Origin of the sequence: Agrobacterium sp. CFBP 3001, assembly GCF_027871605.1 — a bacterium.
In the GTDB taxonomy this organism is placed as follows: domain Bacteria; phylum Pseudomonadota; class Alphaproteobacteria; order Rhizobiales; family Rhizobiaceae; genus Agrobacterium; species Agrobacterium leguminum.
In genome coordinates this window covers 15,404-37,921 of sequence record NZ_JAQAHD010000029.1, presented here as the reverse complement: position 1 = coordinate 37,921, position 22,518 = coordinate 15,404, and the positions used below count along the sequence as shown (strand labels likewise).

Annotated in this window: 21 protein-coding genes; 11 read left to right on the top strand and 10 right to left on the bottom strand. The window is 60.7% G+C overall.

Features of this window, described 5'->3' with window-relative positions; translation table 11 throughout:
• Positions 1–27: 27 nt before the first annotated feature.
• Complete coding sequence (locus PH605_RS23220; RefSeq protein ID WP_161988004.1) at positions 28–561, bottom strand: hypothetical protein; 534 nt, start codon at positions 559–561, stop codon at positions 28–30.
• Positions 562–777: 216 nt separating this feature from the next.
• Between PH605_RS23220 and PH605_RS23215 the strand changes: the two genes are divergently transcribed.
• On the top strand, positions 778–1,992 hold the full coding sequence (locus tag PH605_RS23215) for an NADP-dependent isocitrate dehydrogenase (RefSeq protein WP_035210117.1): 1,215 nt from the start codon (positions 778–780) through the stop codon (positions 1,990–1,992).
• Between the two features lie 19 nt (positions 1,993–2,011).
• On the opposite strand, the gene PH605_RS23210 is transcribed toward PH605_RS23215, so the two are convergent.
• The gene (locus PH605_RS23210) at positions 2,012–2,635 is read right to left on the bottom strand and encodes a TetR/AcrR family transcriptional regulator (protein ID WP_161988005.1); all 624 of its coding nucleotides are present in this window, start codon (positions 2,633–2,635) and stop codon (positions 2,012–2,014) included.
• 79 nt (positions 2,636–2,714) lie between these two features.
• On the opposite strand from PH605_RS23210, the gene PH605_RS23205 reads away from it, so the two are divergent.
• On the top strand, positions 2,715–3,251 hold the full coding sequence (locus PH605_RS23205) for an anthrone oxygenase family protein (RefSeq protein ID WP_161988006.1): 537 nt from the start codon (positions 2,715–2,717) through the stop codon (positions 3,249–3,251).
• Positions 3,252–3,622: 371 nt separating this feature from the next.
• Positions 3,623–4,249 (top strand): glutathione S-transferase family protein, encoded by a 627-nt coding sequence (locus tag PH605_RS23200; protein WP_065655929.1) that lies wholly within the window; start codon positions 3,623–3,625, stop codon positions 4,247–4,249.
• 97 nt (positions 4,250–4,346) lie between these two features.
• Here the strand turns inward: PH605_RS23200 and alaS are convergent, their stop codons facing one another.
• Both alaS and recA read right to left on the bottom strand, forming a co-directional pair.
• Positions 4,347–7,010, bottom strand: a complete 2,664-nt coding sequence (gene alaS, locus PH605_RS23195) for an alanine--tRNA ligase (RefSeq protein WP_065655928.1) — start codon at positions 7,008–7,010, stop codon at positions 4,347–4,349.
• Positions 7,011–7,242: 232 nt separating this feature from the next.
• A complete protein-coding gene (gene recA, locus PH605_RS23190; RefSeq protein ID WP_065655927.1) occupies positions 7,243–8,328 on the bottom strand; it encodes a recombinase RecA in 1,086 nt (361 codons plus the stop codon).
• A 246-nt stretch (positions 8,329–8,574) separates the two neighbouring features.
• Between recA and PH605_RS23185 the strand changes: the two genes are divergently transcribed.
• Both PH605_RS23185 and PH605_RS23180 read left to right on the top strand, forming a co-directional pair.
• Positions 8,575–9,516, top strand: a complete 942-nt coding sequence (locus tag PH605_RS23185) for a carbohydrate kinase family protein (RefSeq protein WP_142846384.1) — start codon at positions 8,575–8,577, stop codon at positions 9,514–9,516.
• 29 nt (positions 9,517–9,545) lie between these two features.
• The gene (locus PH605_RS23180; protein WP_065655925.1) at positions 9,546–10,469 is read left to right on the top strand and encodes a pseudouridine-5'-phosphate glycosidase; all 924 of its coding nucleotides are present in this window, start codon (positions 9,546–9,548) and stop codon (positions 10,467–10,469) included.
• A 286-nt stretch (positions 10,470–10,755) separates the two neighbouring features.
• On the opposite strand, the gene PH605_RS23175 is transcribed toward PH605_RS23180, so the two are convergent.
• Positions 10,756–12,990 carry an OmpA family protein gene (locus PH605_RS23175; RefSeq protein ID WP_142846386.1) on the bottom strand — a complete coding sequence of 745 codons (2,235 nt, stop codon included), beginning with the start codon at positions 12,988–12,990 and terminating at the stop codon, positions 10,756–10,758.
• 336 nt (positions 12,991–13,326) lie between these two features.
• Between PH605_RS23175 and PH605_RS23170 the strand changes: the two genes are divergently transcribed.
• The 5 genes from PH605_RS23170 to PH605_RS23150 all read left to right on the top strand — a co-directional run bounded on the left by PH605_RS23170 (position 13,327) and on the right by PH605_RS23150 (position 17,187).
• Positions 13,327–14,100 carry an ABC transporter substrate-binding protein gene (locus PH605_RS23170; RefSeq protein WP_125146937.1) on the top strand — a complete coding sequence of 258 codons (774 nt, stop codon included), beginning with the start codon at positions 13,327–13,329 and terminating at the stop codon, positions 14,098–14,100.
• Between the two features lie 112 nt (positions 14,101–14,212).
• On the top strand, positions 14,213–15,016 hold the full coding sequence (locus PH605_RS23165) for an ABC transporter permease (RefSeq protein ID WP_078052763.1): 804 nt from the start codon (positions 14,213–14,215) through the stop codon (positions 15,014–15,016).
• Positions 15,013–15,843, top strand: a complete 831-nt coding sequence (locus PH605_RS23160; RefSeq protein ID WP_125146936.1) for an ABC transporter permease — start codon at positions 15,013–15,015, stop codon at positions 15,841–15,843. Before PH605_RS23165 ends, PH605_RS23160 begins: the two co-directional genes overlap by 4 nt.
• Before the next feature lie 168 nt (positions 15,844–16,011).
• A complete protein-coding gene (locus PH605_RS23155; protein WP_003522173.1) occupies positions 16,012–16,278 on the top strand; it encodes an usg protein in 267 nt (88 codons plus the stop codon).
• 84 nt (positions 16,279–16,362) lie between these two features.
• Complete coding sequence (locus PH605_RS23150; protein WP_065655920.1) at positions 16,363–17,187, top strand: class I SAM-dependent DNA methyltransferase; 825 nt, start codon at positions 16,363–16,365, stop codon at positions 17,185–17,187.
• 171 nt (positions 17,188–17,358) lie between these two features.
• Here PH605_RS23150 and PH605_RS23145 read toward each other — a convergent pair whose 3' ends face one another.
• From PH605_RS23145 to PH605_RS23130, 4 genes are all read right to left on the bottom strand, one after another.
• A complete protein-coding gene (locus PH605_RS23145) occupies positions 17,359–18,324 on the bottom strand; it encodes an aliphatic sulfonate ABC transporter substrate-binding protein (RefSeq protein ID WP_078052761.1) in 966 nt (321 codons plus the stop codon).
• 285 nt (positions 18,325–18,609) lie between these two features.
• Entirely contained in the window at positions 18,610–19,098 is a 489-nt protein-coding gene (locus PH605_RS23140) for an Lrp/AsnC family transcriptional regulator (RefSeq protein ID WP_003507846.1), read from the bottom strand.
• 70 nt (positions 19,099–19,168) lie between these two features.
• Positions 19,169–19,816, bottom strand: a complete 648-nt coding sequence (locus PH605_RS23135; protein ID WP_142846388.1) for a uracil-DNA glycosylase family protein — start codon at positions 19,814–19,816, stop codon at positions 19,169–19,171.
• The gene (locus PH605_RS23130; RefSeq protein ID WP_142846390.1) at positions 19,809–20,402 is read right to left on the bottom strand and encodes a thermonuclease family protein; all 594 of its coding nucleotides are present in this window, start codon (positions 20,400–20,402) and stop codon (positions 19,809–19,811) included. Before PH605_RS23130 ends, PH605_RS23135 begins: the two co-directional genes overlap by 8 nt.
• A 108-nt stretch (positions 20,403–20,510) precedes the next feature.
• Here PH605_RS23130 and pdhS2 point away from each other — a divergent pair, with 108 nt between their 5' ends.
• On the top strand, positions 20,511–22,046 hold the full coding sequence (gene pdhS2, locus PH605_RS23125; protein WP_035262217.1) for a two-component system sensor histidine kinase PdhS2: 1,536 nt from the start codon (positions 20,511–20,513) through the stop codon (positions 22,044–22,046).
• Positions 22,047–22,108: 62 nt separating this feature from the next.
• On the opposite strand, the gene PH605_RS23120 is transcribed toward pdhS2, so the two are convergent.
• On the bottom strand, positions 22,109–22,513 hold the full coding sequence (locus tag PH605_RS23120) for a diacylglycerol kinase (protein ID WP_142846392.1): 405 nt from the start codon (positions 22,511–22,513) through the stop codon (positions 22,109–22,111).
• Positions 22,514–22,518: the final 5 nt, after the last annotated feature.

Genomic DNA, 22,518 nt, shown 5'->3' with positions numbered 1-22,518 from the left:
GGCTCCACTCCGCTGGCAAGACGCCCCTTATTGCTCCCCCTTGATGATATTCGCCATTTCTTCGCGCAGCGAATCCCTGCCCTCATCGCCAACCCGGTGAATATCGCTGATGACCGGGCGGCCGTCTTCCTCGATGACATCGAAATGCACTTCGTCAACCGTCGCTTTCATCTCCGCCTCGTCCATGCAGGCCCAGAGCTTGAACTTTGCTGTCACGTCCGTCACGCCGTCCTTCACCGCGCCCGGCGTCACGGAAACATCGGCCAGCGGGCAGCCATCCTGCGAGTTCGTCACGACATCGTAACCAAAGGGATCGCCGGTCTCGCCGCTTTCGGCCTCGTAAGCCGGCTTCTTGGAGGCTTCGCGATATTGCGCGACGAAATCCTTGCTGAAGAGGCTGGTCAGCATGTCCTCGTCGAAAACGTATTTCCAGTTTTCCGCCTCGCCCGACCAGTTCTTGACGGTGATATCCATCACCTTCTGGACGGGATCGGCAGGCCCGGCGGCGAGCGCGCTATACGAAAAGAGGACGGCGGCAGTCAGAAGCAGAATATTCCGCATGATGTGATCCCGGGATAGGCCCGACAGGCGGGCGAAGCGATTCGCCTGACTGTATTCCGGCATTGTGGTTTGGCAATGCGCAAAGCGTTATTGCGCTGCGCCAAAAAAGCGCCCCCCATGGCTTTGCCTCAGGCGCGCGCGATGCTATAGCCGCACCGGATATTTTTTCCGAATACCGGCGCCATCCGGCGCCACAGCTTCGAAGGTGAGGAATTCATGGCAAAGATCAAGGTAGCCAATCCGGTCGTCGATCTCGACGGCGACGAAATGACCCGTATCATCTGGCAGCTCATCAAGGACAAGCTGATCCTGCCATACCTCGATCTCGACATCGAATATTACGACCTCTCGGTTGAAAACCGCGACGCCACCAACGACCAGGTGACCGTCGATGCGGCGCACGCCATCAAGAAGCATGGCGTCGGCATCAAGTGCGCGACCATCACCCCGGATGAGCAGCGCGTCGAGGAATTCGGCCTGAAGCAGATGTGGAAGAGCCCGAACGGCACCATCCGCAACATTCTGGGCGGCGTCATCTTCCGCGAGCCGATCATCTGCAAGAACGTTCCGCGCCTCGTTCCCGGCTGGACCAAGCCGATCGTCGTCGGCCGTCACGCTTTCGGCGACCAGTACAAGGCAACCGATTTCAAGTTCCCCGGCAAGGGCAAGCTGACCATCAAGTTCGTTGGTGAAGACGGCCAGGTCATCGAAAAGGACGTCTTCGACGCCCCGAGCGCCGGCGTGGCGCTTGCCATGTACAACCTCGACGAATCCATCCGCGAATTCGCCCGCGCCTCCATGAACTATGGCCTGATGCGCAAGTGGCCGGTTTACCTCTCCACGAAGAACACCATCCTCAAGGCCTATGACGGCCGCTTCAAGGATATCTTCGAAGAAGTCTACCAGACCGAATTCAAGAAGCAGTTCGATGAGATCGGCATCACCTACGAGCACCGCCTGATCGACGACATGGTGGCTTCCGCTCTGAAGTGGTCCGGCGGCTACATCTGGGCCTGCAAGAACTATGACGGAGACGTGCAGTCCGACACGGTTGCTCAGGGCTTTGGCTCGCTCGGCCTGATGACCTCCGTTCTGCTGTCTCCCGATGGTCGCACGGTCGAAGCCGAAGCCGCACACGGCACGGTCACGCGCCACTACCGCCAGCACCAGAAGGGTCAGGAAACCTCGACCAACTCGATCGCATCGATATTCGCCTGGACCCGTGGCCTCGCCCACCGCGCCAAGCTGGACGACAATGCGGAACTGGCAAAGTTCGCAGCAACGCTTGAAACCGTCTGCGTTGACACCGTCGAAAGCGGCTACATGACCAAGGATCTGGCGCTCCTCATCGGACCGGACCAGCCCTGGCTCTCCACCACCGCCTTCCTCGACAAGATCGACGAAAACCTCAAGAAGGCAATGGCGGCTTAAGCCGGCCTTCCCAGCGACTTCAAAACCCGGCCTCAGCGCCGGGTTTTTCATTTGTACCGTAGAGCTGAAACGTCAGCTGCGCGGCGCGGGCCGAGCGAGCGTCTATCTCCTCTTGCGTCGGCAGGCCAATCACTCCCGTCGCACGCCTTATCTGCAAATCCCCTGCCAGAAGCGACAGCCAGATTTCCGCAGGTTCTTCCGCTGCCGCGATACCCATGACGCCCTGTTTTGCCAGCGCCTGAAAATACGCCGCAAGCTTCGGCATGACGTGGTCACGACCCTTTTCCGCCAGAAATGCTCCGAGCGTGGCGTCACCGCCGGCTTCCGCCGCCGCAACCCGATTGAGCAGCACAGCCCGCTCCCCGAGAAGCATCGACAATAGTTCAGCCCCGAAACGGGAAAGCTCCCTCACGCCATCGGCCGCTTCCGCCGACGGCAATACCAGCCTTGCGGCATTTTCTTCGACCATGGCTTTGTAAAGCCCGGCCTTGCCGCCGAACCAGCCATAGAGCGTTTCCTTGGAGGACCTGCTCACCTTCGCCAGCGCCTGCATGGAAAAGGCGGCATATCCATCCCTGGCAAGCATGGCGAAGGCATGTTCGACAATCTCGCGCCGGCGCAATTCCCTGCTTTCGTTTCGCATCCGCTTTCCTTGACAATAACCGTACATATGCGTACGGATATGCCGTACATAGATGTACGGTTATTTGATGGAGGTTTTGATGTCCAGCTCATTTCTGCACGAGATCAGAACAAGGCATTTTCCCGCGCTCGCCATCGCAAGAGAACCGGCAATATCGGTCTTGCGCATCGTTGCTCCGCTGAGCCTTGGCGTGATGGCCGGATTCTTTTTCGCCTTCAGCAACCCCGTGATGATGGCTTTCCAGCAACTGGAGGCCGATATCTTCATTCCCGCATTCAACGGCATCAATATCAGCGTCCGCAACGGCGTCTTCTTCACCGCCTTCTTTGCGCCGCTGGCGGGCCTACTCGCCGCCGTGGTCGTTGATCGCAACAACAGGCTGCTATGGTTGTCGGCCTTAATAATTTACACCGTCGTCGTCGTTCAGACGCGAATGGTCAATGTTCCGATCAACGAGTTTTTCAAGACTGTTGCCGCCGACGTGCCGGCCAACTGGCAGGAGCTGCTGGACCGCTGGGCACTTTCCAACCTTCTCCGCACCGTGCTCACCACGGTCGCATTTTTTCTGGCGCTGCTCGCCGCAACGAGGCATGCGGGAAGAACACCAACCCACTGAACTGCAATGGCTTCTCTTTCCAGAGCACCGGCCGCCAATGCGATTGATGGCTGACGGACGCCGATAGGAGCGAACCCGGACCAGGCGCAATGCCGGGTTTTCTTTTTTGTTCACAGTATCTTGATTAGCCGTTGTACTAGGCGCAGACTTCGATTCCGCGTGCTGCGGCCAGTACAACAATAAGACAAAGCTTAAACAGCATCTATTTGCACATAACTTGCCCGGCACAGTCAAACGTTCATCGGAGCATCGGCGCGATCTTAGGGAACACGCGAAGGATGTTGCGAACTTTAAAAATGCGAAGCGCAGGCGCGAAATCCGCATCGGTTTTCCCATGATGCTTCAACGATTTTGCTTGGGGAGGCAAAAGCATGAGTGAATTGATCTTCTACACCAACCCCATGTCGCGCGGACGCATCGCGCGATGGATGCTTGAGGAAGTGGGCGTTCCTTACAGAACGGAAATACTGGGCTTCGAGACCTCGATGAAATCGCCCGCCTACCGGCTGATAAATCCGATGGCGAAGGTGCCCGCCATCAAACACGGCGATACCATCGTTACCGAGGCGGCAGCGATCTGCGCCTATCTTGCCGATGCCTTTCCCGGTGCGAACCTTGCGCCCACACCCAAGGCGCGCGGGCTCTATTATCGCTGGATGTTCTTCGCCGCAGGCCCGCTGGAAATGGCAGCGAGCATGAAGGCGATGGGTTTCGAAGTGCCCAAGGAGAAGCTGCGCATGGCCGGCTGCGGCAGCTATGCGGATGTGATGAATACACTGGAGCGGGCCGTCAGCGAAAACCGCTTCATCGCCGGCGATCTCTTCACGGCGGCGGATGTCTATGTCGGCGCCCATGTCGGCTGGGGCCTGCATTTCGGCACCATCGAAAAACGCCCGGCCTTTCTCGATTACATGGCCCACCTCACCGACCGCCCGGCCTTCAAGCGGGCAGCACAACTAGATGAGGAAGCGGCAAAGGATTTGCAGGCGGCGGGCTGAGAGACGGGAAGACCTGCACCAACCGTCCGTGCACCGGAAGGCTTGAACCGAAAGCAAAAGGGCGGGGTAAAACCCCGCCCTTTTCAATTTACACTGGCTAGGCCGCCAGGGCCGCTGCCACCGCTTCGATGGCATCCTGCGCCTTTGCGCCATCGGGACCACCCGCCTGCGCCATATCAGGGCGACCGCCGCCGCCCTTGCCGCCAAGTGCGGCGGAAGCGGTGCGGACGATATCGACAGCGCTGAAACGGGCCGTCAGATCTTCGGTCACGGCAGCGACAGCACTTGCCTTGCCGTCTTCGGAAACGGCGATCAACAGCACGACGCCCGAGCCGAGATTGGCCTTGGCCTCATCGGCAAGACCCTTGAGGTCCTTGGCATCGATGCCGGACATGGATTTTGCCAGGAAGTTGACGCCCGCGACCTGCTTGACGTCGCTTGCGCCGGCATCCGCCGAACCGCCGCCCATGGCAAGTTTCCGGCGGGCATCGGCAAGTTCGCGCTCCAGCTTCTTGCGCTCATCGAGCAGACCTTCGACACGCGACAGTACATCGCCCGGCTGCACCTTCAGCGAAGAAGCGAGCGCCTTCACACGCTCATCCTGTTCGGCCAGATAGGCAAGCGCGCCCTGCCCGGTCACGGCTTCGAGACGGCGCACGCCCGCACCGACGGCGCTTTCGCCGAGAATGCGAATGAGGCCGATCTGGCCGGTGGCCGCCACATGCGTGCCGCCGCAAAGCTCGACGGAATAGGGACGGTTGGCTTTTGCGCCATGCAGGCCGGTGCCCATGGAGACAACGCGAACTTCGTCGCCGTATTTTTCACCGAACAGCGCCATGGCGCCCTCGGCAATGGCGTCGTCGACGCTCATCAGGCGGGTCACGACCGGCGAGTTCTGCAGCACGATTTCGTTCGCCATTTCTTCGACGACCTTCAGCTCTTCGGCCGACATCGGCTTCGGATGCGAAACGTCGAAACGCAGGCGCTCGGGCGCAACCAGCGAACCCTTCTGGGCAACGTGTGTGCCGAGCACTTCGCGCAGCGCCTCGTGCAACAGGTGGGTGGCGGAATGGTTGGCGCGCAGACGCGAGCGGCGGTCATGATCGACCGTCAGCTGAACGGCATCGCCAACTTTCAGACCGCCCTTGGAGACCGTGCCCAAATGCACGAAGAGGCCTTCGCCCTTCTTCTGAGTATCGGAAACGGCAAAGGCGCCATTGTCGCCGGAAATCACGCCGGTATCGCCCATCTGGCCGCCGGATTCGCCATAAAACGGCGTCTGGTTGACGACGACCTGCACCGTCTCACCATCGGCAGCGCTATCCACCGACTTGCCGTCCTTGACGATTGCCTGGATGACGCCTTCGGCGGTTTCGGTGTCGTAACCGAGAAATTCGCTCGCACCGAGCTTTTCCTTGAGCTCGAACCAGACGGTCTCGGTCGCCTTGTCGCCGGAACCGGCCCAGTGCGAGCGGGCTTCGGCCTTCTGGCGCTCCATCGCATCGGTGAAGCCGGAAATATCGACGCCGATTTCGCGGGCGCGCAGCGCATCCTGCGTCAGGTCCAGCGGGAAACCATAGGTGTCGTAGAGCTTGAAGGCGGTCTCGCCATCCAGCATGTCGCCCTTGTGCAGCGTCGACGTCGCATCGGAAAGCAGCGACAGGCCGCGTTCCAGCGTCTTGCGGAAACGGGTTTCTTCAAGCTTCAGCGTCTCGGAAATCAGCGCTTCGGCACGGACCAGTTCCGGATAGGCGCGGCCCATCTGCTGCACCAGCGCCGGCAAAAGCTTGTAGATCAGCGGCTCACGCGCGCCGAGAAGTTCGGCATGGCGCATGGCGCGGCGCATGATGCGGCGCAGAACATAACCGCGACCTTCGTTCGACGGCAGGACGCCATCGGCGATCAGGAAGGCGGACGAGCGCAGGTGGTCGGCGATGACGCGGTGGCTGGCGCGCTTTTCGCCTTCGGCCGGAACGCCGGTCGCTTCCACGGAAGCGGAAATCAGCGCGCGGAACAGGTCCGTATCGTAATTGTCATGCTTGCCCTGCAGCAGCGCCGAAATGCGCTCAAGACCCATGCCGGTGTCGATCGACGGACGCGGCAGGTCGATGCGCTCTTCCTTCGTCAGCTGCTCATATTGCATGAAGACGAGGTTCCAGATTTCGATGAAACGGTCGCCATCTTCTTCCGGCGAGCCGGGCGGGCCGCCCCAGATATGATCGCCATGATCGTAGAAGATTTCCGAACACGGACCGCAGGGGCCGGTATCGCCCATCGCCCAGAAATTGTCGCTGGTCGGGATGCGGATGATACGGTCGTCAGAGAAACCGGCGATCTTCTTCCAGAGGTTAAAGGCCTCGTCGTCGGTGTGGTAGACGGTGACCAACAGGCGGTTGCGGTCGATGCCGAATTCCTTGGTGATCAGGTTCCAGGCGTGGGTGATCGCCTCTTCCTTGAAATAATCGCCGAAGGAGAAATTGCCGAGCATTTCGAAAAACGTGTGGTGACGGGCGGTATAACCGACATTGTCGAGGTCGTTATGCTTGCCGCCGGCACGCACGCATTTCTGCGCCGAGGCGGCCGTGGAATAGGGACGGCTTTCAAGACCGGTGAAGACGTTCTTGAACTGCACCATGCCGGCATTGGTGAACATCAGTGTCGGATCGTTGCGCGGCACCAGCGGGCTGGAGGGCACGATCTCGTGTCCGTTCTTCTTGAAGTAGTCGAGAAAGGTCGACCGAATTTCATTCACACCGCTCATGCCCACACACCGCTCACAGCTGGAGTCCATCACTTCCACCCCGAAGGATGGCTATATTGCAAAATCACTGGCTTTTATCGTCCGCACCCGGCCCTGTCCAGCCATGGAGGCCCGCGAAGGCGCGCCGACAAACAAAAAGGGCCATGCGAGGCAAATCGCACGGCCTTTTTGTTATGCCAATTCATATCGAGCGCAGCAGCCGGGCGGAGAACACGCCGCAGCTTTACCCAAATCAGCCGTCGTCACCGTCGCTGTCACCGGCTTCCGGGCCGCCATTCTGCAGGAAGCGGTCGGCGATCAGGCCGGCATTCTGGCGCAGCGCCAGTTCGATCTCATTGGCCGTTTCCGGATTGTCGCGCAGGAACATCTTGGCGTTTTCACGCCCCTGCCCCAGACGCTGGCTGTTATAGGAGAACCATGCACCCGACTTCTCGACAATGCCGGCCTTAACGCCGAGATCGACAAGCTCGCCGGTCTTGGAAACGCCTTCGCCATACATGATGTCGAATTCCACCTGCTTGAAGGGCGGCGCCATCTTGTTCTTGACGACCTTGACGCGCGTCTGGTTGCCGACAACCTCTTCGCGCTCCTTGACGGAGCCGATGCGGCGAATGTCAAGACGAACGGACGCATAGAACTTCAGAGCGTTACCGCCCGTCGTCGTTTCCGGCGAACCGAACATGACGCCGATCTTCATACGGATCTGGTTGATGAAGATCACCATGCACTTCGACTTGGAGATCGACGCGGTCAGCTTGCGCAGCGCCTGGCTCATCAGACGGGCCTGAAGACCCGGCAGGCTGTCGCCCATCTCGCCTTCAATTTCCGCCCGCGGCGTCAGCGCCGCAACGGAGTCGACGACCAGCACGTCGACCGCGCCGGAACGCACCAGCGTATCGGTAATTTCCAGCGCCTGTTCGCCCGTGTCGGGCTGCGAGATCAGAAGGCCCTGCAAATCCACACCGAGCTTGCGGGCATAGACCGGATCGAGCGCATGTTCGGCGTCCACGAAGGCGCAGATGCCGCCCTTCTTCTGGGCTTCGGCAATGGTCTGCAATGCCAGCGTCGTCTTGCCCGAGCTTTCCGGGCCATAAATTTCAATGATGCGCCCCTTCGGCAGACCGCCGATGCCGAGCGCGATATCCAGGCTGAGCGAACCCGTCGAAACGGTCTCCACTTCAACCACGTTTTCATTGGAACCGAGCTTCATGATCGATCCCTTGCCGAACGACCGTTCGATCTGGGAGAGCGCCGCTTCCAGTGCCTTGCTTTTATCCACCGATTTATCCTCTACGAGACGCAAAGAATTTTGTGCCATCCGAACCACCTTTAGGTTATTGAAGCCGCACAGGCAATGAAGCAGTATGGAAACGGTATGTACTCTATTTGTTCTCATTTCGCAAGGCTGAGCCAGCATATTGAAAACAAATAGCGATAAGTCGTTTGTTCTGCTTTCGTTTTTCCGTGCCCGGCCCATGGCCGCAAACCGGATGCGAGGTCAGGAAGACGTCAGTTTAGGCCGAATCGTCCGGTCTTTCCATCCGCCAAAGAGGGAAACGCAAGCGTGAAGAAAATACTCGTTCTGGGCGGCGCGCATATCGACAGGCGCGGCATGATCGAGACTGAGACGGCGCCCGGCGCGAGCAACCCTGGCTCCTGGATGGAAGAGGCCGGCGGCGGCGGTTTCAACGCCGCGCGCAATCTTTCCCGCCTCGGTTTTCAGGTCCGCATCATCGCCCCACGCGGCGGCGACGCGACCGGTGAGGCGGTGGCGGAGGCCGCACGGCAGGCGGGCGTGGAAGACACGCCCTTCACCTTCCTCGACCGCCGCACGCCAAGCTACACCGCCATTCTGGAGCGTGACGGCAATCTGGTCATCGCGCTGGCCGATATGGACCTCTATAAGCTCTTCACCCCGCGCCGCCTCAAGATACGCGCCGTGCGCGAGGCGATCACGGCGAGCGATATCCTGCTCTGCGACGCCAATCTGCCGGAAGACACGCTGACGGCGCTCGGCCTCGTCGCCCGCGCCTGCGAGAAACCGCTGGCGGCCATCGCCATATCCCCCGCCAAGGCGGTGAAGCTGAAAGCGGTGCTCGGCGATATCGACATTCTCTTCATGAACGAGGCGGAAGCCCGCGCGCTGACCGGCGAAACGACGGCCAATGTCCGCGACTGGCCCGACATCCTGCGCAAGGCCGGGCTTGCCGGCGGCGTCGTCACCCGCGGCGCAAGCGAGGTGGTGGCCTTCAGCAGGAGGGAGACGGCGATCCTCCATCCGCCCCTCATCCGCGAGGTGAAGGACGTGACCGGCGCGGGCGACGCGATGGCGTCGGGTTATCTCGCCGCCATCGCCGAGGGAAAGACGATTGCGGAAGCGTTGAGGCAAGGCGCGGCGGCAGCGGCCATCACCGTGCAGTCACCCTTCGCCACCTCCCACGAACTATCAAAAGACAGTGTCGAAGCCATGTTGGGGCTTGTTCCCCGGGCTGAAATGCTGGCATGAACCCGCTTTTAAAAACTGGAACAGATGAAATGACCCGCCCTATCTCCCCGCTCCTGCCCATCGTCTATTCTCAGGAAGTCGCCGCCGCCAAGCAGCGCGGTGCGCCGATCGTGGCGCTTGAATCGACCATCATCACCCACGGCATGCCCTATCCCGGCAATATCGAGATGGCGGAAAGCGTCGAACAGATCATCCGCGATCAGGGTGCGGTTCCGGCCACCATCGCGGTCATTCACGGCACCCTGCATATCGGCCTTGAGAAGGACCAGCTCGAGGCGCTGGCCCAGACCACCGACGCCATGAAGGTCTCGCGCGCCGATATCGCCTTTGCGATCGCCGAGCGCCGCACCGGCGCCACCACGGTGGCCGCCACCATGATCGCCGCCGCCCGCGCCGGCATCCGCGTTTTCGCCACCGGCGGCATCGGCGGCGTGCACAAGGGTGCGGAAGAGACCTTCGACATCTCCGCCGATCTGACCGAGCTTGCGAAGACCGGCGTGATCGTCGTCTGCGCCGGCGCCAAGGCCATTCTCGATATTCCGAAGACGCTCGAGGTTCTCGAAACCAATGGCGTGCCGGTCGTCACTTTCGGCTCGGAAGAGTTCCCGGCTTTCTGGTCGCGCTCCTCCGGCCTGCCGAGCCCGCTCTCGCTCAACAGCCCGGCGGCAATCGCCAATTTCCAGACAACCCGCGAACAGCTCGGCATCGATGGCGGCATGCTGGTGGCCAATCCCGTGCCGGAAGAGGATGAAATTCCGCGCGAGGAGATGGAAATCTACATCAACCGCGCCATCTCCCACGCCGAGCGCGACGATATCACCGGCAAGGAAGTCACCCCCTACCTGCTTGGCGACATCTTCCGCCTGACGGATGGCCGCAGCCTGGAAACCAATATCGCGCTGGTGCGCAACAATGCGCAGTTGGCTGCGGAGATTGCGGTGGCGCTGAACTAACCGCCGGGGTTGGGATCATCCTCAAGTTTGCGGGTGACGGCAGGGTTCGAAAACCTCTCCTCCGTCATGCCGGACTAGATCCGGCATCCAGCCACGGCGCGTCTGCGCCGTGAAAGAGTCTTTCGTGATCAAGGACTTGATCACGCTGGACCCCGGATCTGGTTCGGGGTGACGGATTGCGGATGATCAAGCTTTGCCAAACGCCTCGGCGCTGGGGACATCGTAAGCAACAAAAAGGCCCGGAGAGCTTGCGCTTCCGGGCCTTTGTTTTTCCTGTCGAACCCGATCAGTTCTGGGCGACCGGCTTCACCAGCGGCGTCACGCGGCGGATGGTGACGCGGCGGTTCTGCTGTTCCGGGCCGAGCGTCTGGACCTTCAGATAACGCTCGCCATAGCCTTGCGTCGCGAGGTTTTCCGGCGGAATGCCGTAAACATCGGTCAAGACATTGGCGACGGAAGCGGCGCGCTCGTCGGAAAGAACGAGGTTGCTTTCATCCGAACCGACGGCGTCGGTATGGCCCTCGATCAGGAAGGTTTCACCCGGGTTCTTGTCCAGCGCCTTGTTGATCGCATCCGCCACCTTGCGCAGCGAACGGGCCTGCGTCATCGGGATTTCGGCGCTGCCGGTGGCGAAGGTGATGGTATCGAGGTCGATACGGCGCACCTTGTCGCGGATACGGGCCGAATAACGCACTTCATCCAGCGAATAGACACGCTCCACCGGCTCGACCGGCGGCTGTTCCAGGAAGCGGTAATAATCGCGGTCCGGATCGCTCGAGGTGTCGATGATGTAGTCCGTCACGGGAATGCGCAGGCGCATCGGCGGCAGGTCGAGGCCCGGATCGCGATAGACGTAGTCGCGGTCGGGATCTTCCATCAGCTCCGGCGCATAGAACAGCACATATTCGCGGCCGCGATCGTCGATGCGCGAGCGCTGGATCACGTCGCCATAACGGTTGCGGATCGTCACCACCTGCGTTCCGTCACGGCGCTCCACGGTTTCGCGGACACGGCCGCCGGGCAGACGCTCGTAATAGGGCTCGCCGCCATCGCGGATGAAGCGCTGGTTGTCGTCGCCGCGCACCACGACACGGTCGCCGAATTGCAGGATGATCGGCGCATCGCGGTCGCGATCACGCGGACGGCCTTCGCGCGGCTGCCATTCGCGCACGCCTTCCGGCCGCTCATATTGCGGGCGACGGTCGACACGCTCACCCTGCTGCGAGGTGATGGCTTCCATCTTGACGGGCGGCGGCGGGGCCTTGCCTTCGGCGGCGCCGGCGCGCTGCGCCTCCGCGTCGGAGGTCGGAACCTTCACGTCACCGGCCTGCTCGCGTTCGCGACGGCGTTCCTCGCGGGTCTGGCGGTTGCCGGAGCGTTCCACTTCCTTGTCGCTGTCAAGAACGGCGGCGCCCTTGTCGACCGGCAGAATGACGGTATCGGCGGTCTTGGACGGGTCCTTGGCGATTGCCTTGGCCTTGTCCAGCTCTTCCTTCGTCATCGGCGGCGCTTCCGTCTGCGGAACAGCAACCTGATTGGGAACGGCTTCGCCGGCCGGCGCCTGTCCGGTCGTCGTACCGCTCGGCGGCGGCGTCGGCGCGCCTGGCAGCGGGGCTGCGGGTTCGGTTCTGCCCTGACCCTCTACCGGCGGCTGTTCCGAAGGCTGACGGCCCGGTGCGGGGTTGGGCTGGGCTTCAGGTGCCGGCGGACGCGCAGGCGTCGGCGCTTCGGTCGGAACCGGTGCTTCCTTCGCGGCGGGCTCGGGGGCGGCCGGCTTTTTCTCCGGAACGGCTTTTTCGGCCGGCTCGGCTTTCTGTTCCGGGGCCTTTTCCTCTACCGGCGGCTTTTTGGCGGGTGCCGGTTCGCGGGGCTTGGCCGGCTCGCCGGCATTTTCAGGGCGTGCCGCGGGCTCCTGCTCGGCAGCAGGTTCCTTCGCGCGCTCCTTGCGGGGACGCTCGGGACGCTGCTCGCCCTCACCTGCGGGCTGCTCGGCCCGTTCCGGCTTGCGCGGACGTTCCTTCGGCTGCTCTTCGGCAGGTGCGGCTTCGGGTGCGGCCTCGCGCTGCGGCTCCTGCGCGCGTTCGGGTTTGCGGGGACGCTCCTGCGGCTGCTCGGCCGGCGCGGGCTCCGGGCGGGCCTCACGCTGCTGCGGTTCCCGCTGGGGTTCGGGCTGCGGCTCCCGTTGCGGCTCAGGGCGCGGTTCGGCAGGCGCGGCTTCGCGCTTGGGCTCCGGTTCGCGCTGCGGCTCCGGCGCACGCTCCTGTCGTTGCGGCTCGGCCTGCGGCTGCTCCTCTTCGGCCTGCTTGCGACGCTTGCGCAGTTCCTCTTCCGGGTTCGGTTCTTCCGGCTGCGCCTGCGCCAGAATCACCTGACCGGTCGCAGCATCGCCGGGAAGCCCCTGCGACACGGGCGTCTGCGCCCGCGCAGCACCGGCAAAACCGGCCGCGGCCGGCTCCACCGCAATCGCCAGCGACATGAGGGGGAAAACCACCCCCGTCAGCAATGTGTTCTTCTTCAGCATCGGTGTTTCCTCATCTGCCATTATTGGTCGCCAGTCTTGCGACATCTTGATTCCGGCTGCGCGTGCAGGCGCTGGTCAACGCCTCGCACACACTTCGGTTCCCATGATGGACAAAGCCTTCTGTACCGGAAATGAACAGATCAAGGCGTTTTCGTGGAAGCTCTGCGGCACAATCGCGGTCACTAATATTGCAGTTGCATTTTTTGACCAACCGGATGAATAATCGCATCCGCGCTGAAGGCCACAGGCGGTATCATCCGCTGCGCCCTGCGCTCATGGCGTCCGCACTGAAAACAACAACAGACCGCGGATGAACGACCAAAAGAGAGGATCGAAATGCCTATTTCCACCCGTCTGCTCGCAGCCGTATCGATTGCCGCCATCTCGCTGTTTTCAGGTGCTGCCCTCGCGCAGGACAAGATCGTCATCGGCACCGAAGGCGCCTATCCGCCCTTCAATAATCTCGAAGCCGACGGCACGCTGACCGGCTTCGACATCGACATCGCCAAGGCGCTGTGCGAACAAATGAAGGCCGAATGCACCTTCGTCACCAATGACTGGGACGGCATCATCCCCGCCCTTCAGGCCAAGAAGTTCGACGCCATCATCGCGTCCATGTCGATCACGCCCGAGCGTCTCGAGAAGGTCGACTTCTCCAAGAAATATTACAACACCCCGCCGGCCATCGCCGTGCCGAAGGATTCGCCGATCAAGTCCGTCGAAGACCTAAAGGGCAAGTCGCTCGGCGCGCAGGGTTCCACCACCCACTCCAATTATGCCGAAAAGCACTTCCCCGATGCCGACGTGAAGATGTATCCGACCGCCGACGAATATAAGCTCGACATCGCCAATGGCCGTATCGACGCCGTCATCGACGATATCGTCGTGCTGTCGGAATGGCTGAAGACGGATGCGGGCGCCTGCTGCAAGATCCTGACGCCGCTCAAGGTCGATCCCGAGATCAACGGCAATGGCGCAGGCATTGCTGTGCGCAAGGGCGACACGGCGCTGGCTGACAAGTTTACGGCCGCAATCGCCGGTATCCGCGCCAGCGGCAAGTATCAGGAGATCAACAAAAAATACTTCGATTTCGACGTTTACGGCGATTAAGCCGGTTCGATCTGTTGAAATCTCGTGGCGGAAGGCTTGCCCTTCCGCCATTTTTGTTTGAAAACGTCACGATAACAATCACGGCGGCTTAAGACCGCAGGGGAAAATTGGCATGAGCGGAGCATTTTCCGCCATAGGTGCGTTCTGGACCTATGTCTCGACACTTCTCGATCCCTTCTGCGGGCCGGTCGGTCTCTTCTCGCTTTTCGGAAACAGCACCCTGGTCGCCTGTGGCGATGCGGGATGGGGCGATGAAATCGCCTTCGGCGTCAAGGTCACCATCTCGCTGGCGCTCGCCACCCTGCCCGTCGGGCTGCTGATCGGTTTTCTCATCGCGCTCGCCGCGCAATCGGAAGAAAAATCGCTGCGGCTGGCGACCGGCATCTACACCACCATCTTCCGCGGCCTGCCGGAACTGCTGACGCTCTTCATCGTCTATTACGGCATCCAGATGCTGCTGCAATCGGTGGCCGGTTATGTCGGCATCACCGGTCCGGTCGAGATCAACGCCTTCGTGGCGGGCATGGTGGCGCTGTCCGTGGTGTTTTCGTCCTATGCGTCCGAAGTGCTGCTCTCCGCCTTCAAGGCCATACCGAAGGGGCAATATGAGGCAGGCGCGGCACTGGGGCTTTCGCGGGGCCGCACCATGGTGCTCATCATCATTCCGCAGCTGGTGAGGATCGCCCTTCCCGGCATGACCAATCTCTGGGTCATCCTGCTGAAAGACACCTCTTACGTCTCGATCATCGGCCTTGCCGATATCGTTCGCCAGACCGGCATTGCCGCCCGCGTCAGCAAGGAAGCCTTCTTCTTCTACAGCATCGCCTGCCTGCTCTACCTCATCCTCGCGCTGCTTTCCTCCATCGGCATCGGCTTCATCGATCGCTGGTCGCGCAAGTCGGAGGTAAGCCGATGAGCCATATTCAGGAACTCATTCCCCCCCGCCCCGCCCCGGCCGTTGCGGACAAGCCGCTCAATATTTCGCGCATCGTCGGCATCGCCGTCATCACGCTCTGGCTGCTGCTCGCCGCCGGGCTGATCTTCGCCATGATCGAGGGCTGGGACTGGGACAAATTCCAGCGTTACGGGCCGCGCTATATCGACGGTCTCATCACCACCATTACCCTCGTCGGCAGTTCGATCATTCTCGGCGCCATTCTTTCCGTGCCGATCGCCTTCGGCCGCATGTCGGAAAACCGCATCATCGGCGCGCTGGCCTATGCCTATGTTTACGTCTTCCGCAGCACGCCGCTTTTGGCGCAGCTTTTCCTGATCTATTACGGCCTCGGCAGTTTCCGCCAGGGACTGGAAACTGTCGGCCTGTGGTGGTTCTTCCGCGAGGCCTGGTATTGCGGCCTGTTGTCGCTCACCCTCAACACCGCCGCCTATCAGGCCGAAATCCTGCGCGGCGCGATCCGCAGCGTGCCGCGCGGCCAGCATGAGGGCGCCGCCTCGCTCGGCCTGTCGAAACTCGTCACTTTCCGCAAGATCATCCTGCCGCAGGCGCTGATCGTGGCGCTGCGTCCCTATGGCAACGAAATCATCCTGATGATCAAGGGTTCCGCGGTGGTCTCTATCGTCACGGTCTTCGACCTGATGGGCCAGACCCGCTACGCCTTTTCCCGCACCTTCGATTATCAGGCCTATCTGTGGGCCGCGATCTTCTACCTGACGATCGTCGAAACGCTGCGGCATGTCTGGGCATGGCTGGAAGCCCGCCTGACCCGGCATCTCAAGCGCTAGTCGCAACGTTGGCAGCACTCATCAATGAAGGCTGCCAACATTTTGAAAAATATAAATATTTTGTGACAACCCATGTCTTTGGCAAGCTTGGATTAACCATGACGTGTTCCCATATTCGATACAGCGGTAACGCTGTGATCGGCAATCATGGAAACGGGAACCGCCGTCATGAACAAGGACATGGAAATGATGCTGAGAGGCTACGGCCTCACCACCGCCCAGATATTTTATCGCCTGCCGGATCATCCGCTGGTTCTCCAGACCTATGTCTGGCAGGACTATGATCTTGCCCCGGACTTCCCTGAGATGCATGGCTTCCTCAAATTCTGGAAGGAAAAGCTCGATGGACCGCTGCATTCCGTCCGCTACGTGCACCGGCAGGTAATCTCGGCGCAGGAATGGCGCGCGCTCAAGGGGGAGTTCATCATCCACTGAGCCGTCGCACCACATAAGCATTGCGCCCGTCCCCGATGCAGCTTACAGCAAACCTCAACTGAAGATGCTGACGGATAAGGCGCGATGACCAAGAACCAGAAAATCGACGAAGAGGCGCTTGCCGAGGCCTATAACCGCGCGCTCGCGCTTGAAAAAGCCGGCGATGTGGACGCGGCGGTGAAGGCCTATGAAGAAGTTCTGGCCATCGATCCCGACGATCACGGTGGAGCGGCCGTTCGCATCGCCGCCATGGGCCGGGGCGAAACCCCGCCAAAGGCGCCCGACGCCTATGTCGAAACCCTGTTCGACCAGCATGCCGAAGCTTTCGAGGATATTCTTGTCGAACAGCTCGGTTATGCCGTGCCGATGATGGTGCGCCAGCGGCTGCAGACGCTGAACCTCGGCCCCTTCAAGCGCCTGCTCGATCTCGGCTGCGGCACAGGCCTCACCGGTGAAGCGCTACGCGACATGGCCGACGATATCACCGGCATCGACATTTCCGAAAACATGGTCGAGATCGCCCATGAGAAGGACCTCTACGAGACGCTCTACGTCGCCGAAGCCGAGGATTTTCTCGAGGATAATGACGACGAGCCTTTCGACATCATCACCGCCACCGATGTGCTGCCCTATCTCGGCGCGCTGGAGCCGCTGTTTTTCGGCGCCGCCGAAAACCTCAATGCCGGCGGCCTGCTGATCTTCTCGTCGGAAACCCTGCCCGAAGAAACCCTGGCCGGACGCCCCTATATGGTCGGCCCGCACCAGCGTTTCGCCCATGCGGAAACCTATGTCCGCGAAAGACTGGCCGCGACCGGTTTCGAGGTTCTCGAGGTGACCGACATCAACGTGCGCATGCAGGACGGCAATCCGACGCCCGGCCACCTGGTGATTGCCAAGCTCAAGGGCTGATGCGACATAGGAGGCTTGTGCCCCCGACGTTTCGGCAGATTTCTTCTCCCCGGCGGGGAGAAGAAACAAGCGGCACGGGCTCGCCCTATGCGGCAAGAATGGCATTTTCCTGAATCAACCTCTTAGCAACACCCGCCAGCAGGTTGAAGAGACTCACCTTTTCCGACCCGCTCAGCTCGCCTTCGGCCGCCAGACGATATCCGCCACGTTGAGTTTCTTCGGCACGATCTTCAGATCGTAGAACTCATCCGCAAGCGCCTGCTGATAGGCGATGGCCTGATCCGGAACCAGCGAAACCCGCCCGAGATCGGCGCCCGGCCGCGTCAGCGAGACCTTGGTGACATCCTCGGGAACGCCGGTGATCGACGCCAGCGACTTTGCCGTTGCATCGATATTGGCCTGCGCTTTCGCACCCACATTCGCCAGTTCCTTGAGGATCAGTGGCACGAGATCGGGATTGGCCTCCACGAAATCGCCATTGGCAAGGAAATAGCTCCACGGATCGACGATGCCTTCGGCGGTCGAAAGAACCCGCGTCGTCGGCTCTTTTTCCGCCACGGCGAAATAGGGATCCCAGATCGACCAGGCATCGATGCTGCCGCTGCGGAAGGCGGCGGCCGCATCCGGCGGGGCAAGATCGACCGGCGTAATGTCGTTCAACGTCAACCCTGCCTTTCGCAACGCCTTGACGGTGACATTATGGGCGCTGGAGCCACGCTTGAAGGCGACCTTTCTGCCTTTCAGGTCTTCCAGCGTCTTCAGCGGCGAATCTTTCTGCACAAGGATGGCCGAACCGCCGGCCGCCGCTTTGTAAGTGCCCACATAACGCAGATTGCCGCCGGCGGCCTGCGCGAAAAGCGGCGGCACATCGCCGGTTGGGCCGATATCCAGCGCGCCGGCACCCAGCGCTTCAAGAAGCGGCGGCCCGGAGGAGAATTCCGACCATTTGACCTCGATGCCGCGATCCTTCAGCAATGCTTCGAGCGCGCCCTGGCTTTTCGCGAGCGCTATCACGCCATTCTTCTGCCAGCCAATCCGCAATGTGGCGGTTGCGGCACTCGCCCGCCGGATATGCGGCAGAAACACCGCCCCGGTCGCACCTGCAATCAGTCCCAATGTTCCGCGTCGTGTAAGCATATGGATATCCCTCGCTATTCCATCCTTCGACAGTAAAAGCGTAGATATTCGAGAGATTTTATCAAAATCGCAGTTTGCGCGCAGACAGCTCCGGGAGAATTGAATGTGCGAATTTGCCACGATGGGTGGAATAGAATTGTCGTGCCCCGGCGGCGGCTACCGGGATGGACCTTCCGGCTGGATCAGCCCTTGGCGGGCCAGATCGACGGGAAAAACGACCCGCAAATGAAAATGCCCTCCCCGGCAACCGGAAGGGCATTGGTCGAAAAACTGGCCGGCGGCGGATCACTCCTCGCCGGATTTCGGATTGTCCAGCAGCATGTAGTCGAGCGGCAGCTCGGTCGTATATTTGATCTGCTCCATCGCGAAGGCGGAGGACACGTCGCGAATTTCGATCTTGGCGATCATGCGCTTGTAGAAGGCGTCATAGGCCGCGATATCGGGCACAACGACGCGCAGCAGGTAATCGACATCGCCGCTCATGCGATAAAATTCGACGACTTCCGGAAACTCGGAAACCACCTCGGAGAAACGCTTCAGCCATTCGATGGAATGGGAGGCGGTGCGGATGGAGACGAAAACCGTGACCTTCGTGTTTACCTTGACCGGATCGAGCAGCGCCACGCGCCGGCGAATAACGCCGTCTTCCTCCATCTTCTGGATACGCCGCCAACAGGGCGTCGTGGAAAGGCCGACCTTTTTCGCCAGATCGGCAACGGCCAGCGTGGAATCCTCTTGCAGAATGCGCAAAATCTTACGGTCTAGGCGATCCAATGCGTCTATCCTCCTGAATTAATTTCCTTTCAATACACTAATTTTTGCAGAAAAACAGAAAATTGTTTCACTAAAGCCGCATTTCCACATGTTGTCGCAGAACCGGCAGCAGTTCCTCGGTGAACCATGGGTTCTTTTTCAGCCAGCCGGTATTGCGCCAGCTTGGATGCGGCAGGGGAAAAATGCCGGGGCCGGAATTGGCATGGAGAAAGCCGCGCCAGTCCTGCACCGTTTCCGTCATGGTCTTGCGCCGCCTTTCACCCAGATGAAAAGCCTGCGCATATTGGCCGATGGCGAGGATCAGCTCCACCTGCGGCATCGCCATTATTACCCGCTCACGCCATTGCGGCGCGCATTCGCGCCGGGGCGGCAGGTCGCTGCCTTTTTCGTCATAACCGGGAAAACAGAAGCCCATGGGCACGATGGCGAAACGATCCGGATCATAGAATGTCTGCCGGTCGACGTTCAGCCATTGGCGCAGCCTGTCGCCCGAGGCATCATTGAACGGCAGCCCCGTTTCATGCACGCGAAGCCCCGGCGCCTGCCCGGCAATCAGGATGCGCGCCTTGGTCGACATGACGACCACCGGCCGGGGTTCGTGCGGCAGGCGATCGGCCATTCCCCTGAGCGGCTTGTCGCGACAGAGACGACAACGGGCGATTTCGCCGCGCAATACGTCCAGCCCGTCATCACACGCGCCCTTCTCTCCTTCAACCATGATCCCACCCCAGAAGATGACGGACAATGGTGAGGAAACCCGCCGCCGGCGTTTCCAGATCCGCGGCACGGTGTTCCCGCCGCCACTGCGACGGTTTCTCGAATTCTCCCGCCCAGATGCCGCGTGCCTGCCTGCGCGCCGCCGCCTGCTCGCTGGAGAACTGGAAATAACCGGATGCGACGGCAAAACCCGCCGACACCATTTCCGATGAGACATCCCTGCCGCCGGCGGAACAATAAACCAGCAGCCGCCCGTAACGGTCCCTGGAACTGCCGGAACAGGAAAAATCCACAGCCCCGGCCAGCTTTTGCAGGACACGACGCGCTTCCTCACCGCACGGCCAGCTTTCGCTGCCGCGCAGGCATGTCTGCGAAAGCTCCGGCGCATCGATGCCGAGCAGCCGGAAACGTTCCTCACCCTTCGACAGCGTATCGCCATCGATCACGAAGAAGCGGCCGCTATAGGTTTCGCTGTTGATCTGGTCGAGCTTGGCCGCGATCAGAATGCCGAGAAAAACCGTGGCGAGAAAAAGCCCGCCATCGCGAAATGCCGAAAACCGCCTGCCCTTGCCTCCATTTCGTCTCATGTAACAACAAACCCTTGTCAGAAATGGCAAACAAATCCTTTCACGGCAGCATCTTCTTAAGATTTTGCGCGTAGTCTGCAAGGGTTCATGTCACCCTGCGTTGTAACAATGAGTAAAAGCGTCAGCACGTCCACCGACAAGATCATCGTCGACCGGTCGAAAAAGCACCGCAACAAGGCGGTCTTCGACACGGTGAAGACGACGCGTGAACGCCTGCAGCAGGGGGCCGGCGCAAGCGACGCCTATGAACGCGAAATGCTGACCATGCACATCGCCGAAACCCTGCAGGGCGCGATGATCATGCCGCTTTTCATCCTGCTCGCCTCCATCATCGGCCTTTATATAACGCGCGACATCAGCCTGATCATCTGGTCGCTGATTGCGCTGAGCTTCCACGCCTTTTCCCTGCTCTTGGCCAAGCGGGCGGCAAAACAGGAAATCACGGCCGACAATCTTCAGCACTGGAAAAGTCTCTTCCTCGGCATGCAGATCCTCATCGGCTGCGCCTGGGCGATGTTTGCGCTGGCCGAACCGGTGCGCAACGACCCGACGCTCGTACTTTTCTTCAAGGGCTCGACGCTGCTGATCGCGCTTTCGCTCACCGCCATGGCCAATTTCATGCTGCGGCGGGCGACCTTCATGACCTTTTTGCCGGTGCTGGCGGCTCTCTGCATGACCTCGGCCATTTCGCGCAATCCTTTCGATGTCGGTCTCGCGCTGATGTTCGGCATGGCCATCCTCTTCTGTCATCGCATCACCAGCCGGCTTTACCAGACCAGCATCAAGCTCCTCTCCTCGCAGACGGAAAAGGACGACCTGATCGCCGAACTCGAAGTCGCCAATTCGGTGTCCGACGAGGCGCGGCGGCGCGCGGAAGAAGCCAATCTGGCGAAATCGCGCTTTCTCGCCTCCATGTCGCACGAGCTCAGAACGCCGCTCAACGCCATTCTCGGCTTCTCCGAGGTCATGTCATCAGAGGTGCTCGGCCCGCTCAACAATCCGCTCTACAAGGAATATTCCGGCGATATCCATCGCTCCGGCCAGCATCTGCTTGATCTCATCAACGAAATCCTCGACCTGTCGCGCATCGAGGCCGGCCGCTATGACCTCAACGAAGAAGCGATCTCGATGCTGGAAATTGCCGAGGATTGCATCGGCATGATCCAGCTCCGCGCCCGCGCCAAGAACATCAAAATTTCCCAGCAGTTCGAAAACAGCCTGCCGCAGGTCTGGGCCGATGAGAAATCCATCCGCCAGGTCATCCTCAATCTGCTGTCCAACGCCGTGAAATTCACGCCGCAGGGCGGCGAAATCCTCGTGAAGGCGGGCTGGACGGCAGGCGGCGGCCAATATGTCTCGATCAGGGATAACGGACCCGGCATTCCCGAAGATGAAATTCCCGTGGTGCTGTCCGCCTTCGGTCAGGGATCGATCGCGATCAAGAGCGCCGAACAGGGAACCGGCCTTGGCCTGCCCATCGTTCAGGCCATTCTCGCCAAGCATGACGGCCAGTTCATCCTGAAATCGAAACTGCGCGAGGGCACCGAAGGCATCGCCATCCTGCCAGCCAAACGCGTGCTGCAAAGCCTGCCGGCCGTGGAAGAAACCCACGCCATCCAGCCGCGCCGCCGGTCCTTCGCTTGAGGAATTTCCAGGAAAAGTGGCCCCCGGGTTTTCCGTCCTGAAATGCCTTGAGGCTTAGAACTTCAGAAGAACAGCGTCGTTACCAGCGAATACAGCACGAAAAATCCGTTCGCCATCAACAGGCAGAAGACGGCAAAGGAGCCGAGGTCCTTGGCGTGCCGCCCGACCGAGGAGATTTCCGGCGAAATGCGGTCCACCAGCTCTTCGATGGCGGTATTGAGCGCTTCCACCGAAAACAGCAACAGCATCAACACCGTAAAGACGAGAAGATGGGCAAAGGGTGCGCCGACGATCAGAAGAAGGGCAAGCCCGACGCCGAAGGCGAGAACCTCATGCCGGAACGCCGCTTCCTGCCACAGCCGGCCAAGCCCCTGCACGGAATAGCGCGCCGCGGCAAAAAGATGCCGCCAGCCTTTTTCCTTGCGAAAGGCGGGTTCCGGTTGCTTCTTTTGCGGCGTCACGTCCATCTTCA